Source organism: Zhenhengia yiwuensis, from assembly GCF_014384995.1.
Lineage (GTDB): Bacteria > Bacillota > Clostridia > Lachnospirales > Cellulosilyticaceae > Zhenhengia > Zhenhengia yiwuensis.
In genome coordinates this window covers 80,974-98,127 of record NZ_JACRSY010000008.1, presented here as the reverse complement: position 1 = coordinate 98,127, position 17,154 = coordinate 80,974, and the positions used below count along the sequence as shown (strand labels likewise).

At 34.0% G+C, this 17,154-nt stretch carries 19 protein-coding genes and 1 pseudogene; 17 read left to right on the top strand and 3 right to left on the bottom strand.

The annotated features are described in order from the left end of the window. Window positions 1–3: 3 nt before the first annotated feature. The 12 genes and pseudogenes from H8718_RS20785 (at window position 4) to H8718_RS20545 (ending at window position 8,216) form a co-directional block, all read left to right on the top strand. On the top strand, window positions 4–1,242 hold the full coding sequence (locus H8718_RS20785) for an HAD-IA family hydrolase (RefSeq protein ID WP_330597591.1): 1,239 nt from the start codon (window positions 4–6) through the stop codon (window positions 1,240–1,242). 310 nt (window positions 1,243–1,552) lie between these two features. After that, on the top strand, window positions 1,553–2,080 hold the full coding sequence (locus H8718_RS06675) for a DUF402 domain-containing protein (RefSeq protein ID WP_249332350.1): 528 nt from the start codon (window positions 1,553–1,555) through the stop codon (window positions 2,078–2,080). A gap of 77 nt (window positions 2,081–2,157) precedes the next feature. After that, on the top strand, window positions 2,158–2,928 hold the full coding sequence (locus tag H8718_RS06670; RefSeq protein WP_249332349.1) for a copper amine oxidase N-terminal domain-containing protein: 771 nt from the start codon (window positions 2,158–2,160) through the stop codon (window positions 2,926–2,928). A 239-nt stretch (window positions 2,929–3,167) separates the two neighbouring features. Beyond that, window positions 3,168–3,590, top strand: coding sequence for a GNAT family N-acetyltransferase (locus H8718_RS06665; protein ID WP_408646571.1), 423 nt, complete (start codon window positions 3,168–3,170; stop codon window positions 3,588–3,590). Window positions 3,591–3,602: 12 nt separating this feature from the next. Then, the gene (locus tag H8718_RS06660) at window positions 3,603–3,764 is read left to right on the top strand and encodes a hypothetical protein (RefSeq protein ID WP_249332347.1); all 162 of its coding nucleotides are present in this window, start codon (window positions 3,603–3,605) and stop codon (window positions 3,762–3,764) included. Between the two features lie 47 nt (window positions 3,765–3,811). Next, window positions 3,812–4,725: pseudogene (locus H8718_RS06655) on the top strand (IS1595 family transposase). Window positions 4,726–4,868: 143 nt separating this feature from the next. Further along, window positions 4,869–5,702, top strand: a complete 834-nt coding sequence (locus H8718_RS06650; protein ID WP_249332346.1) for a helix-turn-helix domain-containing protein — start codon at window positions 4,869–4,871, stop codon at window positions 5,700–5,702. Between the two features lie 215 nt (window positions 5,703–5,917). Continuing rightward, window positions 5,918–6,355 carry an NUDIX domain-containing protein gene (locus H8718_RS06645; RefSeq protein WP_249332345.1) on the top strand — a complete coding sequence of 146 codons (438 nt, stop codon included), beginning with the start codon at window positions 5,918–5,920 and terminating at the stop codon, window positions 6,353–6,355. Window positions 6,356–6,415: 60 nt separating this feature from the next. Next, window positions 6,416–6,817: an NUDIX hydrolase gene (locus H8718_RS06640; RefSeq protein ID WP_249332344.1), complete on the top strand. Its 402-nt coding sequence runs from the start codon at window positions 6,416–6,418 to the stop codon at window positions 6,815–6,817. 69 nt (window positions 6,818–6,886) lie between these two features. Next, window positions 6,887–7,828 (top strand): hypothetical protein, encoded by a 942-nt coding sequence (locus tag H8718_RS06635; RefSeq protein ID WP_249332343.1) that lies wholly within the window; start codon window positions 6,887–6,889, stop codon window positions 7,826–7,828. A 9-nt stretch (window positions 7,829–7,837) separates the two neighbouring features. Further along, on the top strand, window positions 7,838–7,963 hold the full coding sequence (locus H8718_RS06630) for an AAA family ATPase (protein WP_249332342.1): 126 nt from the start codon (window positions 7,838–7,840) through the stop codon (window positions 7,961–7,963). A gap of 127 nt (window positions 7,964–8,090) precedes the next feature. Next, window positions 8,091–8,216, top strand: coding sequence for a hypothetical protein (locus H8718_RS20545; RefSeq protein ID WP_283246164.1), 126 nt, complete (start codon window positions 8,091–8,093; stop codon window positions 8,214–8,216). Window positions 8,217–8,877: 661 nt separating this feature from the next. Here the strand turns inward: H8718_RS20545 and H8718_RS06625 are convergent. After that, entirely contained in the window at window positions 8,878–10,605 is a 1,728-nt protein-coding gene (locus tag H8718_RS06625; RefSeq protein ID WP_249332341.1) for a DUF4091 domain-containing protein, read from the bottom strand. A gap of 135 nt (window positions 10,606–10,740) precedes the next feature. Here H8718_RS06625 and H8718_RS06620 point away from each other — a divergent pair, with 135 nt between their 5' ends. From H8718_RS06620 to H8718_RS06600, 5 genes are all read left to right on the top strand, one after another. Continuing rightward, entirely contained in the window at window positions 10,741–11,088 is a 348-nt protein-coding gene (locus tag H8718_RS06620; RefSeq protein WP_177668909.1) for a zinc ribbon domain-containing protein YjdM, read from the top strand. A gap of 149 nt (window positions 11,089–11,237) precedes the next feature. Further along, the gene (locus H8718_RS06615) at window positions 11,238–11,795 is read left to right on the top strand and encodes an RNA polymerase sigma factor (protein WP_249332340.1); all 558 of its coding nucleotides are present in this window, start codon (window positions 11,238–11,240) and stop codon (window positions 11,793–11,795) included. Further along, entirely contained in the window at window positions 11,792–12,730 is a 939-nt protein-coding gene (locus H8718_RS06610; RefSeq protein WP_249332339.1) for a hypothetical protein, read from the top strand. The genes H8718_RS06615 and H8718_RS06610 overlap by 4 nt, the downstream gene beginning before the upstream one ends. A 202-nt stretch (window positions 12,731–12,932) precedes the next feature. Further along, window positions 12,933–13,523, top strand: a complete 591-nt coding sequence (locus H8718_RS06605; RefSeq protein ID WP_330597594.1) for a hypothetical protein — start codon at window positions 12,933–12,935, stop codon at window positions 13,521–13,523. A 174-nt stretch (window positions 13,524–13,697) separates the two neighbouring features. Beyond that, a complete protein-coding gene (locus tag H8718_RS06600; RefSeq protein WP_249332337.1) occupies window positions 13,698–14,363 on the top strand; it encodes a response regulator transcription factor in 666 nt (221 codons plus the stop codon). 21 nt (window positions 14,364–14,384) lie between these two features. Here the strand turns inward: H8718_RS06600 and H8718_RS06595 are convergent, their stop codons facing one another. Next, window positions 14,385–16,388, bottom strand: a complete 2,004-nt coding sequence (locus H8718_RS06595) for an ABC transporter permease (protein WP_249332336.1) — start codon at window positions 16,386–16,388, stop codon at window positions 14,385–14,387. Continuing rightward, window positions 16,378–17,145 carry an ABC transporter ATP-binding protein gene (locus H8718_RS06590; RefSeq protein WP_177668898.1) on the bottom strand — a complete coding sequence of 256 codons (768 nt, stop codon included), beginning with the start codon at window positions 17,143–17,145 and terminating at the stop codon, window positions 16,378–16,380. The genes H8718_RS06595 and H8718_RS06590 overlap by 11 nt, the downstream gene beginning before the upstream one ends. Window positions 17,146–17,154 lie beyond the last annotated feature (9 nt).

Sequence of the window (17,154 nt, the reverse complement as noted above, 5' to 3'; positions counted from 1 at the left end):
AAGATGAGAGTACAAGTTGTAGATTATAATAAAGAATGGAAAATGATGTATGAGCAAGAGGCTAAGGCCATTGAATATATTCTAGGGGATTTGCTTGTTGAAGTACATCATATTGGCAGTACATCTGTTGAGGGATTAAAGGCAAAACCAATTATTGATATCATGCCTGTAGTTAAAAAGATTGAAGAAGTGGATGCGTTTAACTTGGAATTCGAAAAAATAGGTTATGAGTGCATGGGTGAGTTTGGTATAAAAGGACGAAGATACCTTAGAAAAAGTAAAGATGAACGCACACACCAAGTACATATCTTTGAGGAGAGTAATGCGGAAAATATCAAGAGGCATCTGGCAGTACGTGATTATCTAAGAGTACATGATGACGTAGCCTTAGAATATGGTAAGTTAAAAGAAACTCTAGCATTAACATATCCAAATGATATAGAAGCCTATTGCGATGGAAAAGATGATTTTGTAAAGCAGATGGAACGTGATGCACTTAGGTGGAAAGAGCAAAATAGAAAGATGCATAGGCCTAAAGCTATTTTATTTGATGCAGGGGATACACTGATAGAATATATAGAAGCTGAGCCGTTAGAAGGAACCAAAGCTTTATTAGAGAAAGCTCATAATCCAGACCAAGTAACGGCAGAAGAAATACAAACTTATGCTATAGAAATGGGAGAGGCTTTTAATGAATCAAGAGAGCAGACAGGGATTGAATACAGTATGAGAAGTTTTCAACGCTTTCTTTATGAAATGCACAGTATTTCCTTTGAGCTAGACCCTATACAAATGGAAAATATCTTTAACCAATCAGCTTTTAAAGGAATGGCTATGGAAGGTGTACTAGAGTTTTTAGATTATCTAGAAAAGCAGGGGATTAGGAAGGCCATATTAAGCAACTCCTCCTTTTCAGAAGAAGCTATAAGGGAAGAGTTAAGAGCATATGACATTGATGATAGGCGGTTTGAATTTGTTATTTCAACAAGTGAATATGGCTTTAGAAAACCAAATAAAAGAATTTTTGAATTGGCGCTTAAAAAACTTAACTTAAAATCAGAGGAAGTATGGTACATAGGTAATAGTTTTAAATATGATGTGATAGGTGCACAAAATGCAGGGATTTACCCTATTTGGTTTAATAAGCAAGAGAAGGTTGAAGTCTATGAACCTTCGAAAGTACTAGAAATTAAAACTTATAAAGCATTAATAGACAGATTAGAAGAGCGTAGATTTAAATGATGTAATCATTTGTGGTATCAGTTTTTATAAATGCAATTATTTCTCCCAATACGAGTTCAAAAACCTTGTTGGCATACCTTGTGTAGATAAGTTTTTGCTTACTAGCATCATATTCAATTGTAGCGTTTTATTATAACCAAATATTTGGATAATACATTTGAAAAACATATGCTAAATGGCATTATGCATTTAAAATGTTATCTTAATCCTGTATACTCTAGAAAAAAGGGAAATAGGCATTTTATGCATAAAAACTTTACTAAAAACAGATAAAATAGATACAAGACTAAATAAAATGAGGAATGAATAGATGAAAAGAAAGTATTTAGATGGAAGTAATTGGGCTTGGCTCGCTGAGCGTTCTTACAAATGGATGTATGTAGATGGTGAATGGAAGGGGTATGTTTCCTTAGTTAAAATGGGTTCTGTCAAAAGAAAATTAAAAGCACATTATAATGCAGAAGTATGCTTATGTGATGATGGCTATAAGGGCATAATCTTTTTGCCGGACAATGAGACTTGGTGTGTAACAGCTATTTATAATAGACATAATGAAATTGTAGAGTGGTACTTTGATATGACTAAAGAAAATGGGGTAGATGAAAGAAACATACCTTATTTTGAAGACTTATATTTAGATGTTATTGTAGCACCTGATTTTAGTGTGCACTTAATAGATGAAGATGAACTGCAAGAAGCGCTTGATGAAGGGACTATCACAAAGGAAGAATATGATTTGGCGTATAGAACTTATGAAAAATTAGTTGAAGAAGTGATTAGAGATGAGGAGTTTCTTACTGTATTTTTACCACATTACTTAGAAGTCTTAGATCATTAAAAGTAGGAACTTTTTTTATAATCATACGTCTAATTATTAGAGTAAGTTAAATGTTTAATCAATGGGGGTGGATAATAATGAAGAAAAGTTTAATATGGACATTAATGGCATTTGTAACATTCTCAAGTATAAACTTATATGCAAGTGAACCAACTAAGGAGATTATACCTCTTGCAGACCAAGGAGTATCCACTCATGTTATTAATAGGAATATACCTATTACAAAGGCTGAGTTTATTACAGTGATTTTACAAGCAGTGAATCATAAGGAGCAATTGCCACCTATTATGGATACACATTATGCTTTACCAGCTATGGAAAGGGCAGAAAAACTAGGTATTATTGAGCTTAAAGACTATCCTATGGAAACTTGGTCAGAAATGGTATCTAATGAAGAAAAGAGTGGCATACTTTCTAAAGCTGCAGCAAATAAAGAGATAGATATGGAGAAGGTGTACAAAGCACTGAGTGAAGTACTCATTGAAAAAGTGACTGTAGATGGTGAGACAGTAGACTTAGGTCATAATCTACCTAGTCATTATATGGGCCAGGTTATGTTACCTTTAAGAAATATAGCAGAAGCTATGGGTTTTGAAGTGGAATGGGATGCAGCCACATACACTGCAACATTAAATAATGGAAGGATAGAGTCTAAGGTACAAATTGGGTTTGATTCCTATTTGTATAAAAGTGTTAATGCAATAGGTATGTCAGCACCTTTTAGTGCGGGCGTAGCGCCTAAGCTTATAGATGGAAGTGTCTATGTCCCAAGTGAATATTTTTCTATGTTTGCGGATTGTACGATTTCCGACTGGACTATGCATTTTATAAATAAAAGTAGAGAATAACCTTTAGAGTAGAGAATTTAATAAAAAAATTGAGTTCAGAATAGTAAGCCTATTATAAAATATGCTATACTTGTATATATATAAGGCGAGAAGAGGATAGAGGACCTCAGCAGAATAATAAAATAGTTAGAACATAAATAGCCTTTAAGAGTATAACTCTTAGAGGCTATTTTCTTAGTGAATTTAAAGGAGAGCATAAAATGAAAATAGAAAAACTTAAAAGAGAAAATAAACAGTGAATACATGAAGGGGCAGAGCTTCTTGTAGTATGTTTTGAACATGCCTGGGATACAAAAGAAGAAGCCTTAGAAGATATGGAGAAATTTGTCCAAGAAGATAGGATTGCTCTCGTAGCAGTAGAACCATCTTATCAGTCAAAGGGAATAGGGACAAAGCTTGTTGCAATTTTAGAAGAAGAAGTCTATAAGCAAGGAGGCATTATAATTTATCTTGGAACAGATGATGAAGACGGTAGGACAAGCTTATCAGAAGGAGACCTTTTTGAAGATACTTATGAAAAGATTAAAAATATCCGTAATCTAGATCGCCATCCTTATGCTTTTTATGAGAAGCAAGGCTACAAAATAGTAGGAGTATTCCCTGATGCAAATGGATTTGGCAAACCAGATATTTGGATGGCTAAGAGGATAAAAGATAAATAGGGGGAAGAACTTATGAAAATTGAATTTGGTACAGAGGATACAAAAAAGCATATTATAAGCCAATATCCTTATACGGCTGGGGTGTTATCAGATGAAGGGAGTCTAATTGTCGCTAAAGACGAGAAGGAGAAGATAATAGGATTTTTATGGAGTTTTAGAAGGGTATCAATGTAAAGGAATTGGGAGTGCGTTGGCACAGAAATGTATTGCAAGGGCCTCATATGTCAGAATTACTTGGGCTTAGAAATGATATACTTTCACTTTCACCCGCGCAAGTAAGAGAGTTATTTAACTTTTTAGGAGAAATACTGGCTATTCACTTTATGCCACAAAAAATGTTATAAGTGTAAGGACTGCAAGAAGCACTTCAACAACCTCTCTATGTCTGCATTATCAGGTACAAAACTCCCACTAAACAAATGGATGGAATATGCTAAGTGTATGTTGCTAGGCTTAAGCATTAGAAAATGTGCTGCTCAAATAGAGGTTTGTGTTAAGACCTCGTTTTATACGAGACACAAGCTATTTGATTGTATTCATTAGTACATGGGCATTGGTAAAGTTAAGGGCATTATTGAAGTAGATGAAACTTTTCAAGCTTATAGCTATAAGGGCAATCACAATAAAAGTGGATTCATTATGCCTAGACCTGCTAGACGTAGAGGCGGTGAAGTTAAAGTTTATGGTATAAGTCATGAACAAGTTTGTATAGCTACTGCCATAGATCGTAATAACAACATTATTTTTGAGCCTGTATGTAGAGGGAGAATTGCTACTTCAGATTTTGAACGTTTGTTTAGAGGATGTATCGAAGCAGGGGCTATTTTGTGTACAGATAGCCATAAATCATACATTCAAATTTGCTAGAGATTTTAACCTAGACGATAAGCAGATCAAGTGTGGTAGGCATAAAACAGGCATATATCATATTAACCATCTAAATGCTTTGGATAGTATCTATAAAGTATGGATACGTCGTTTCAAAGGTATGTCAACTAAATTCCTAATTAACTACCTCTATTGGTTTAAATGGCTTTAAACGTTTAACACCGAAAAAGAAATAGTGAGAAGTAAGAATATCCTTGTTCATAGTGTAACTCCATGTGTAGATATAAGAATAGAAACTTATAGGTGAGAGACTTTAAAATAGATATTTTTTAGATTAAGGAATTCTACTTATAGTTGATTTTATCAAAATCCCCTCTATTTAATACAACCTATACTTGTGGTAGTATTAACACAGGAACACTTATATTATTAAATGGGGAGTTGAGCAAAATGAATTATGAAACATTAGGCAAGGTGATAGCTAACTTAAGAAAAGAAAAAGGTGTAACTCAAGAAGATTTAGCTAAAAAAGTTGGTATTTCAACACAAGCTGTATCAAAATGGGAGTGCGGTGGAATGCCTGATGCAGAATTACTGCCACAAATAGCTGATTATTTTAATGTGTCAATTGATAGGCTATTTGGTAGAGAGGAAAGTAATTATAGTGACTTGAAGGCTAAAATTGCTCAACACATTTCTTCTTTTGAACAGGAAGAACGCTTTAACCAAGCAATGGAATATTGTTGGGAAATTGAAAAGGCTTTAGGTGGAGTAAAAGGTATTACTCGCCCACTAAAATTAGAATTAGATGTTAATCAGGATAATTATACTCATTCACAAATGCAATTTCAAAGTGGTATTAGTACGTTTTCCTTAAGCAAAAACATGCCCTATTTCTTTATAATGCCCGAACCTGTAGATGGTTGGGAAAAAGGTTTTTTAAAGAGAGAGGAGTATGTGAATCTTTTCAAGTTGTTAGGAGATTCTGATGTGCTAAATAGTTTGTTTTTACTATACAAAAGAGATAACAAACCCTTTACTGTAAGGCTTTTAGAAACTAATTTGAAAATATCTGCTGAAAAAGCTAAGCAACTTATCGAGACATTAAAGTTATATAAGCTAGTTACTGAAACAGAAATTGATTTAGATGATGTAGTACAAACAATCTATAATTTTAACCCTAATCCAGCCTTTATATTTTTATTAGCAATTACAAAAGAAATAATAAAACGCCCTAATCACTTTATTAATTTCTGTACTTCAAGAGATAAGAAATATTTATAAATGAAATTTATGGATTATATGAGTTCCATAAAATAGTTATTCTGTCAGTCGAGATAGCTCCTTCAATGAAGGGGCTATCTTTCTACCTTATATCCTCATTATTATCTAACGGATTCTAAATTATTTGAGAAGAAAGTATGTGGTGGAGAAATATCTTTAGAAAATAGCAATAAACTTCAAACTAAAGATTTATTTTTACAAGGGAGGTAAATATATTGGTAGATAAAACATTTGGAGAAAAAGTTGAAGGTAATGCTTATTACGATAGATTAGGTGCATACTTAATTTGTATGGATGGGGATAAAGCAGCGGTTGTAAAAACGCCTAAAGGTTATTTTTTGCTTGGTGGAGGCTTAGAGGGTAACGAAAATCATATGGATTGTATAAAGCGAGAGATTCTTGAAGAAATAGGTTTTACTGCTAATGTGCATTCCTATATATGTTCTGCGGAAGAGTATTGGCTACATAAGGAGTTAGGGTATTTTCATCCCGTACAGTATTACTATTATGGTGAGCTTGTAGAAAAGATTGTAGAACCCGTAGAAATAGATCATAAACTTGAATGGATTTCAATAGAAGATATAGAAACAAAAATGTATATAAAGGCACAAGGATGGGCGATAAAGAATTTTTTAGAGAATTATAGAAAATAGGATGTTACAATGAAGTTTATCAAAACGAATGAAGTAGGATAAAAGAAAATGGAGGGGCATATGATAGAAGTTAAATTTTATGAAGAAGTAGCAGATGAGCTTTTAGAGTTTGCAGTCATTGTTTCAAGATATCAAGATAAGTGGGTATATTGCAAGCATAGGGAAAGAGATACCTTAGAGGTGCCCGGAGGGCATAGAGAAGAAGGCGAAGATATCTTTGATACGGCAGAGAGAGAACTTTATGAGGAAACGGGGGCACTTGGTTTTAAATTAAAGGATATGGGCATTTACTCTGTTATCAATAAGGGCAAGGAAACCTTTGGAAGATTATACTTTGCCAATATAGAGGAATTTACTGACTTACCTCCATCAGAAATAGAAAAAGTAGTCTTATGTGAGGAGATGCCTAAGGCACTAACTTATCCACTTATTCATCCTAAACTTGTAGATTATGTGAGGTAAAAGCTGAAAGAAGAATACTTACTGCTAGAAGAAGAAACAGCTATCAATAAGCAGGTTGTTATAAGAGGGATGGAAATACAGTTATTAAGTATAGTAAAAGAAGAAGGTACAAGAAAATTACTTATGTTGTACCAAGAAGGACAAGCGGAAAAGAGCAGTATACATAGAAAAGACTATAAGACTAACCGTGAAAAAATGATAGAGAGGTTGCAGAATGAGCCTATGTATGGCCTAAACAATTTGTATATTAAAGCTATAAATTTTGCAGGTCAAGAATTCATGATGGAAGGAAGTTCAGCAAGAGGGTTAAGGTATTACCATGAAAGTGATTATGAGACCTATACGTACTTTAAAGAGAAAGGCCTTATACCTAAGGAATGGTTAGAGGGTTCTATGGAAGAGCTTATATTAAGTGAGTATAGATTAGAAAGTGATACAGAGCTTCCAGTAGATAATCTAAATAAACTTATGCCTATGATTTTGAATGTAGCCGAGTCTCATTATACTGTTCGTATAGAGCATTCTTTTAGGGTAAATATAGGTAAGGCGGAGCCTAATACGAGGATTCAGTACTTTGACGAAGCGACAGGAAAGAAGCGCGTTTTCTATATAGATGAAGTTGAAAAGTACTATTATTATGATGAAGGGTTACAAAGGCTAGAAGAAATATTGCAAAATATTGAGCCAGCGGAGCGAGAGCACTTTAAAGAAGAGTACATAAAGCATTTGGAGGAGGTTTGTCCACCAGATAAAGCTTTAATTTTATTACATTATGAGACAGAAGATGGGGAACAGCTTAACTTTTTCCTTAAAGAATATTTAGAGGCAGAACCTGAGCATAGGATGTATTCAGGCAGTGTAGGTTTTGTATGTAAGGGGAATGGTCTTAATGGGTATCCTGTGCGCATAGAACTCCTTAAGACTGTAGAGAAAGATTTTGATGAACCTTTAGAAGTTGAACTATTTTCAAGATATATTACTATACCAGAAGAAAGCATTTGGGTAAAATAGGAGAACACAATGATTATATGGATTAATGGTGCATTTGGATCGGGCAAGACACAAACAGATTTTGAACTTAAGAGGCATTTACAAGATGCCTTTGTCTATGACCCAGAAAATATAGGTTATTTTATATGCGAATAAAAGTACGCTTTTAAAACGATTAAGAAAGCGCCTTGAGTATGAAACAAGCTGGGCAGAACAGCAGATAGATAGGTGCTTAGTAGCTTTTCAGAATGAGATTACAGAAGGCATTATTCAGACGGATGCTATGACTATTGATGAAGTAGTATTAGAGATTGCTAGAAGAAGTAACTTAACCTTAGTGCCAGACAGAAGGAGTGCTATAAAGAAAAAGTTAGATAGAATTTATACAATGATTAAACATATAAGATAGTGAGAAAGATATATGCAGGCTAAAGTGAAAGAGTGGAGTTATAAATAAAAATGTACAAAAAGCATACCTAAGCCGTCTCCCCCTTAATTAAAATAGACGAGCCTAAGTATGCTTTTTGTTTTTGTGGCAAAATATAGTTTAAACGCAAGAGATTTATTCATGAGGTATATCAAGTAGGTAGATAGGTCATAGCGGAAGATATTACCTCGCTATGGGAGTGCGGATTAGGCGCTATAGATGAAAGGGATACCAGTGTATGTATCACTGCAAGGGGCTAAGTCTGCCTGCCATAGGTAGGAGTTACCGTAAGCGTAGCCTAAAGTACCATATTGATAGATAATTAGAATATTTCTCGTATCTACTTAGTTGCCACCACTAAGTAGTGCGGTGTTCTAAGAAAGTTTTATATCTTGAGTAAGGGGGAAACTCAAGAAGATAAAAGGATTTCTTAGAACGCGTAAAGGAATAGAACTTGCCTAGGATTTGGTTCGCATCCTTATATCCTATATATAGGAATGAGAAAGCAAAATGCTTCGCAAAAATAAGAAAAAAATTTAACTTTAGCATTTTAGATAAAAGTATAGAGTGGAAATTAAACAAGCCTTACAAAGTCAGTTTAGGTATTATGAAAAGAAAAATTAAAATATGTACAAAAATATATTTAAAATTTCTCTGTATTGGCGTTGTTTATTTTTAGGTAATGAATATAATCTTGGGTTATATCTTTTATTTGAGCCTTTAGGGCATTCATATCTTGCACCATAAGATATTGAGTATCAGACGTCGCCCATTTTGCTGGTCTACCAGCTATAGCCCAGGAAGTAGGTGTTTCTACTTCTTCATAGGGGTACTGACTTTTTACTTTCTCTAATAGAGTTTCTACCTTATGTTTAAAATAGGCATTTGTTTCTTTGATAAGATAAAGTTTATTTAAATCTCTAACACCTTCATCTAATTTAGTAAGCCTTATAGACCTAAGAGAATGTTTAACTTTCTTTTCTTTAGGAGAAGGATAAACTAAAAAACAGTCCCCAGCTTGAAAAGCTGAATGTGTAGCATCTTCTAATGGGTCTTCTACCCAGGCATCAAATGCCCAGCGAAGATAACCTGTTGCCCCTAGGGAGCCTGCATACATAATGGTCCAGTAACTTTCCACAGGCATAGATTTAATAAAACTATTAGGGAAATGCTCTGTTGCTGTATACATAGTAGTCTTTTTACCTTCTCGTTTTCTCTTTTCTACTTGCGCTTTAAAGCTTTCTACAGATTGGCGGATTTCTTCAAGGCCTACACTTGCACTATCTAAACGATTAAAGATTTGTTGATTACCTTCAAAGTCATTAAAGGCAGCGGACTTGTTTAAAGTTTTTCCATCTTTATTTTGAATCTCATCTACAATATCGAAAACAGCGCCCATATTGTGTCTTTCGTCATAGCCCATATAAATAGTGTGAAACCAGTTTTTCTCATCTAAGTGCTCAATAAAGGCTTCTAAAAAAGGAATCCATACAGAGCGGTATTCTTGTAAATGATCAATACTAACAGTCATAGTGTGCTGTTTCATAGTGAGCTCATCATAGTAAGTAATTTTATTATTCCAAGGAAGCATACTATAACAAATGACCACATCGGCTATATTTAAATCTTTTCCTAATTGAACCCACTTATCAAAATGGGTATAATCAAATGACCATTTCCCCTCTAATGTTTTAATCCATTTAATCATAGATGGGTAATGAACTGGATTTTTGCTATAGGTTTGACCGCCCCAAGCCTCCTCTACAATAGTAGCTGTAATAGCATGTCCGCCTAATTCTTTATACAGAGATAAATGAGATTTTAATAAGTCTAGGTGCTCTGATGAGAATGGGATTACATTATAATATTCTGCACTGCTATAAGGATGATGCCAGTATTCTACATCGAATCTATAGTTTCTAGCACTAGGAAGCATTGCATCTAAAACTTCTAATTCATAATCAAAAACAAGTTTTTCATCATCTAATGTAGACAAGAAGCTAATCGTACCTTTATATATGCCAGCCTTGGCATGATCAGGTACATTAAACTCTATCCAAATGGATGCAGAAGTGTGTGCTTCTAAAGAAAATGCAGTTTTTTCCATAAGTACATCTGGAAAAGATTCTTTAGGTCCTGTAGGCATAATGCTTTCCAGATTATGAGCATACCATCCTGCATGGCCTATAAAGCCTTTTACTTCTTTAACAAAAAAAGTTTTAATATGTTCCTTTGCTAGACAAGCTGTCTCACTTTTAAAATCACTGATTTCAATATGTATATCTTGTATAAGGTGTGCTTTGCTAAGCTCATTAAAATTCTCCTTTGAAATTAGTTTGTTTAATATTTTGATAATATACTTCTTTAACATAATATAAGGAATAATAAGAGTCAATATTTAAGAAAAAATAAATGGAAAGCATTAGATTTGTCAAGATGACAAGACTATGATAGTATAGAGAAGCTTGAGAAAGACTAGAATGAGACGAGAAATGGAGAGATAAACATGGAACATTTACCAAATTGCCCAAAATGTAATTCAGAATATACTTATGAAGATGGTAGTCTTTTAGTTTGTCCAGAATGTGCACATGAGTGGACACCAGGAAGTGAAGAAGCTAGTGAGGACGTGCAAGTAATCAAAGATTCAAACGGTAACGTTTTAGCAGATGGAGATACTGTAACAGTAATCAAAGACCTTAAAGTTAAAGGTAGCTCATCTTCTATTAAAATTGGAACAAAAGTAAAAGGTATCCGTTTAATTTATGATGCAGCAGATGGCCATGACATTGATTGTAAAATTGATGGATTTGGTGCTATGAAATTAAAATCAGAGTTCGTTAAAAAAGCATAATAAATGTGATGAGAGAAGTCCTACGTGAAGTGGGACTTTTTTTGATGATAAAATAATAAAATAATGTGCAACGCATCTAATTCATTCTCTACTATATAGGTAAAGATATTTAGAAACACTCATTAGAATGAATAAGAGGAGATAAATGTATGGATGATAAGGAGATAATTACTTTATATTGGCAACGATCTCAAATGGCTATTATTGAAACAAAGAGTAAATATGGACATTATTGCAGGGCTATTGCATCAAATATATTGTCTAATTATGCAGATATAGAAGAATGTGAAAATGATACTTATATGGCTGCCTGGAATATAATCCCCCCCAATTGGCCTAATAAATTATCTGTTTTTTTAGGGAGGGTAATACGTAATATTGCACTTGATAAGTATAGTTATAATAAGGCGAAAAAGCGTAATAATGAATTTGATGTTATTTTATCAGAATTAGAAGAATGTTTATCTTCACCAGATACAGTAGAGAATCAGTATGAGCATGGTGAGTTAGCAAAATCAATTAGTAAATTTTTATATACGATTGATAGAGAAGCTAGAAGTGTATTTATTAGGAGATACTGGTATTCGGATTCAATCAAAAAGATTTCTACAAATTTTAATATGAGCAGTAGTAAGGTAAAGTCTATGTTACATAGAACAAGGAGTAAACTTAAAAAATATCTTGAGAAGGAAGGGTTTGAAATATGAATAAAAAATGGCTTTATAAAGAAATAGGGATGATTGATGATGATTTAATAGAAAGTGTAGCATACATAGAAAAAACACAAAAAAATAATTTAAAAAAGTGGATAGGATTAGTCGCTTGTATTTGTATTTTTATTTCATTATCGAGTACTGTATACGCTGTAGAATATTTAAAAAATCAAAGTACAGAACTTTATATACGTTATTTATCACCTGAAAATATGGAATTAACACCGGGAATAGAATATGATGCTGATAAATTTTTTGATGCATTAAAAAGTCATAAAGAAGAATATGTGTATATTGCAATTAATCGGCTTGTAGAATGTTTTAATGATGAAGTATTAAGGGAAAAGGCTATTAAGAAAATAACACCTTTTATAAAGAGTGAACAAGAAAAAATAGCACAAGCAGCCATGTTTGCAGTGGATATTTTATCGCAAAGTTATCAAAGCGAAAATATTTATAAATTATCAGATGGAAGTCTTATTTTTATGTTATTTAACAATTACTCTGATTATGGAAGCCATAATGTACTTTGGAGAATAAAAGATAATGTACTTGAACAATATATTGCATTTCCAGAACCCTTTATGTATATAACAGATATCATACCATCACCGGATCATTCGCTATTAGCAGTGAAAATGGCCTCTAATAAAAGTGAATTTATAGTCATTATAGATATAATAAATGGTAAGATAAGCCCAGAATTAGTGGGGACAGCAAGGGGTGTATATGGCGCTCAGAAAGGAGTAAATGTACCTATGCGTATAGACAATGAAAATTATTGCAGTATTAACAGTGTTGAATGGATAACAAATGATAGGTTATCATTTAATAGTATGCTGACATATAATAATGCTGAAACAGTAGAAAATGTAACCGTGGACTATGAATTTAGTAATAAATCCATCTCTATACAAATTAATAATTAATTTTCAGAGAGTTGCAGGTTGGTGCGATGCAATATTTTATATTTGAGTGAATGGACTTACGAGGGCATCCCGAAATGAGAAGAGTAGGCGATGACGGAAACTCTAACCGTTATGATGAGAGCATATGTCAGTATGTGATAAGAACTTTTTAGGTGGCTAAGTAGACTTCTACTCCTATTTTGGAGTAGGAGTTTTTTGTTTTATTAAGAAAAAAGGAGTTGAAGGAAATGCATCAAAAAAGAATGAAGATCAGCTCCCTCATATGGAGCAGACGAGAAAAATCGTAAGACGCTTTAACGAACTTTATGGTAAAGGGCAAGAGGTTTTGAAGGAGCCAGATACCTTACTAAGTCCAACACCAAGATTAGTTGGGTTAGATGGTAATAGCAAAATGGGTAAGAGCCTCGGTAATGCCCTATATCTCTCAGATACAGAAAGAGAGGTAGTGCAAAAAGTACAAGCAGCCGTTACAGACCCAGCTCGAATTAGAGTGAGTGATAAAGGTCATCCAGATATTTGCACGGTAAGTCAGTATCATAAAGCCCTTAATAATGACGAGTATGAAGATATTTGTGATAGATGCAAGGGGGCTAATATTGGCTGCGTAGCTTGTAAAAAGCGATTAGCGGGTTGTATCAATACACTCCTAGACCCAATAAGAGAAAAACGTGCTTATTATGAAAAACATTTAGATGAGGTGAAAGAGCTTATTATAAATGGTAGTCATAAAGCTAATCGCATAGGGGATGTTACAATGGACGAAGTAAAGGCAGCTATGAATATTAAGTTATAAATGTCGAAGCATTCACTTAAATAAGCATGACTTAGAAAAATTTATATAATTATTTAATCACTTTAAATAGTTAAATTTAAAAGAGTCTGTTGGAACAGGCTCTATACATACTAAGAAAGTAAGATTTGTGATACACTAATACTCAAGGAAAAGAATAAAAATAAGGTGAATGAAATGTATAAAATATTAATCATAGAAGATAATGAAAAAATTCGCATGGAGCTTAGTGAATTACTTAAGAGATATGGTTATGAGCCTCTTGTTGTAACTGCTTTTGAAAATGTAATAGAGGAGATAAAGAAAGCTCAGGCACATCTTATTTTATTAGATATTAATTTGCCACTTTATGATGGATATTATATATGCAGAGAAATACGTAAAGATCTTACAACGCCGATTATTATAGTGACAAGTAGAGATAGTGAGATGGACGAGCTGATGAGTATGAACTTAGGGGCAGATGACTTTGTGACTAAGCCATACAATACACAAATTCTTCTAGCGCGTGTTGCAGCTCTTATTAAGAGAACTTATGCAGCTTACCAAGAGGTTATGGCCTTTAGAAACTTCCAGATTAACTTTTTAAAAGGGGTTATTTTAAAAGGAGATGAAGAGGTAGAACTTACGAAAAATGAAAGGAAGATTTTAAGTTGCTTAAGTAAAGAAAAAGGCAATATTGTAACGAGAGAAGAACTGATGAAGTATTTATGGGATAGTGAGTGGTTTGTGGATGATAATACATTGACGGTCAATATTAATAGGTTACGTAAGAAGTTTGAAAGTATAGGTGTTGAAGATGTGATTCAGACAAAACGTGGACAGGGGTATCTAATGCAATAAGAAATAGGAAGCCGAAGCTTCCTATTTTTTTTGTGTGATAACATGTTTGCTACCAAAGTAAGTAGCGAGGAAATACGTACCATATACCAGGAGAAGAAATAAACAGGTATAAAGTGTGCTTACTGCAATATTACTTTGACCGAAGTGTTTCACCACATCATTGGCTATAGCGATGCCTACACTTGCATGTATAAGTGCAAGGCTTAAAGGGGCAAAGAAGTAAATGGCAATTTGGGTGAATAAAGAACGGTTAAGTTCTGATTTGCTTACCCCAATCTTTCTAAGGAGTTCATAGCGCTTTGTATGGTCAGTTGCTTCAGAAAGTTGCTGAAGTGCCAAAATAGCAGCACTTGCGATTAAGAAGACAAATCCTAGATAGATACCAATGTAAGTGACGATAGTCGAAAGTCCAAAGGAAGACTCATAGGATTCTATTTTCGTTATAGGCGGAATAAAGAATTCGTCAGAGGTCTTAAATAGTACATCAAAACTTTCTTTAAACGCTATTTCTGTAGTAGTCTTATCGCCTTTATAGTTGAGGTTGAGATGCTGCCTAGAAATAGGTGCATGCTCTAAGAGGTGGTCAGGTAGAATAAGTGTAAGCATATTGCTAGAGAAGAAATTCGTCTCATAACTTAGGTCAATAGGTGTATCAAACTTAGGTACAAGCTCTATAGTACGCCTAGTGAGTGTAGGCTGAGTCTTTAAAATGGATTGGATACTAGGCCAAAGGTTCATATCACTAGAAGTAACGACATATTCATGAGCTTGAAGTGAGAGTGGCACTTCATTGCAAAACATGCGAAGCTGGTTAAAGTCGGAGAGTTTAATGGCATGAATGGCAGTATCTTCTCTAAAGTTATAAAAGTTCTCACCATAACGAAGCATAATATCTTCAGTGAAAAAGTCACTATAGTGGAATGGTGATTCGTAAAGGTTAAAATCCATATAGCTTTCAGTAAGTTCATCAAGAGGGAAGCCTGATGCTTTTAATGAAGTGCTTAATGGGGGGGCGTCTGTAGTGTCTAGCCTAGAGAAGGTTGCATCAAAAGGTGTCAGACGTTCTAAATCCTTTGTAAAACTTTTGCTTAAGCTGAGACCTGTAGATAAAATACCTAAAGTTAAGAAGAGCATCAAACAAATAAGTGTCATAGAAATATGATGAGAATTAAGTTTACTACTCACTTGCTTAAGGATAAAAAGATTTAAATTTTTATAATAAAGACCTTTACAATTTCCTATAAGTTTAATAAGAAGGTTGGAGATTGAAACATAGAATAAATAAGTACCCATAACACCAAGGAAAATGGCAATCAAAAATTCAATATTAAAGTTCGTAAGTCCGTTTTTAAAAGCAAGATAATAAGCTACTAGTAATGAACTCATAGACAGTAAGAATAAAAGAAGTGAAATAGCGAACTTAGGTGCTTTTAAGGTTTCATTTTTTCTATCTGCATGGAGCAAATCAATCAGTTCATATTTTGTAATAGTATAGGTATTAAAGCATACTACAAAAATAAAAATTATGACAAAGTAAAACATAGTTTTGAGTGCAGCATCGGAAGAGAAAATAAAAGTAAAAGCTTTTAGATTCACTTCGAAGAGCTGTGCTGTAAGAATAGAGAGGGCTTGAGAGAGGAAAGTTCCTACTACAAGTCCACATACAAGTGCAAAAAAATCAATAATAAGGGCTTCAATAAGAAGAAGCTTAGAAACTGTCTTTTTCTGCATACCCAGTGTAAGGTAAATACCAAGTTCTTTCTTACGCCTTTTAATGAGAAAGTTATTGGCGTAAATTACGAGAAAGCATAGGATGACGGAAACAAAAACAGATACAACACTCATGACATCTGAGAGCATTTGAATAATTTCCATCTGAGAAGCGGTCATTTCAAGCATGACTTGTTGAGCTTCTAACGCATTAAAAATATAGAAGAGACATACCCCAAAAGTTAAGGTAAGAAAGTAAATGAGGTAGTCCTTGATACTACGTTTGACGTTTCTAAGAGACAGTTTAAAGTACATTATTGGTGTCACCTCCAAGAAGGGTTACAACTTCTATAATGCGATTAAAGAATACTTTGCGAGAATCGTTACCTCGGACAAGTTCATTAAAAATCCTGCCATCTTTAATAAAAAGAATACGGCTTGCATAGCTTGCGGTGAAAGCATCATGTGTTACCATCATAATCGTAGCACCAAGACTTGTATTGAGATAATCAATACTCTCAAGTAAGAGACGTGCAGATTTAGAATCAAGAGCACCTGTTGGCTCGTCAGCTAAGATGAGAGCAGGGTTAGTAATCATCGCACGAGCGCAAGCAATACGTTGTTTTTGTCCACCAGATAATTCATAAGGGTATTTGCTTAGGATATCCTCAATCTCTAATTTATGTGCAAGCGTATGAATCTGCTCTTCAATAAGATGAGCGGGAGCTTTACGGATGGTCAGGGCAAGGGCAATGTTTTCAAAACCTGTTAAAGTATCAAGTAGGTTGAAGTCTTGGAAGATAAAACCGAGTTTGTCCTTCCTAAAGTTTGCAAGGGCTTTAGGCTTTAGAGCGGTAATATCATCGCCATCAATATAAATATGCCCACTAGATACACTGTCTAAAGTCGAGATACAGTTAAGGAGTGTAGTCTTACCGCTTCCGGAAGGGCCCATAATCCCTACAAATTCACCTTCTTCCACATTAAAGTGAATATGGTCAAGAGCTTTTGTAACATTGCCTTTATTACCGTAGTATTTTTGTATGTTGTCAACTTGTAAGAGTGTCTTCATGATGTCCTC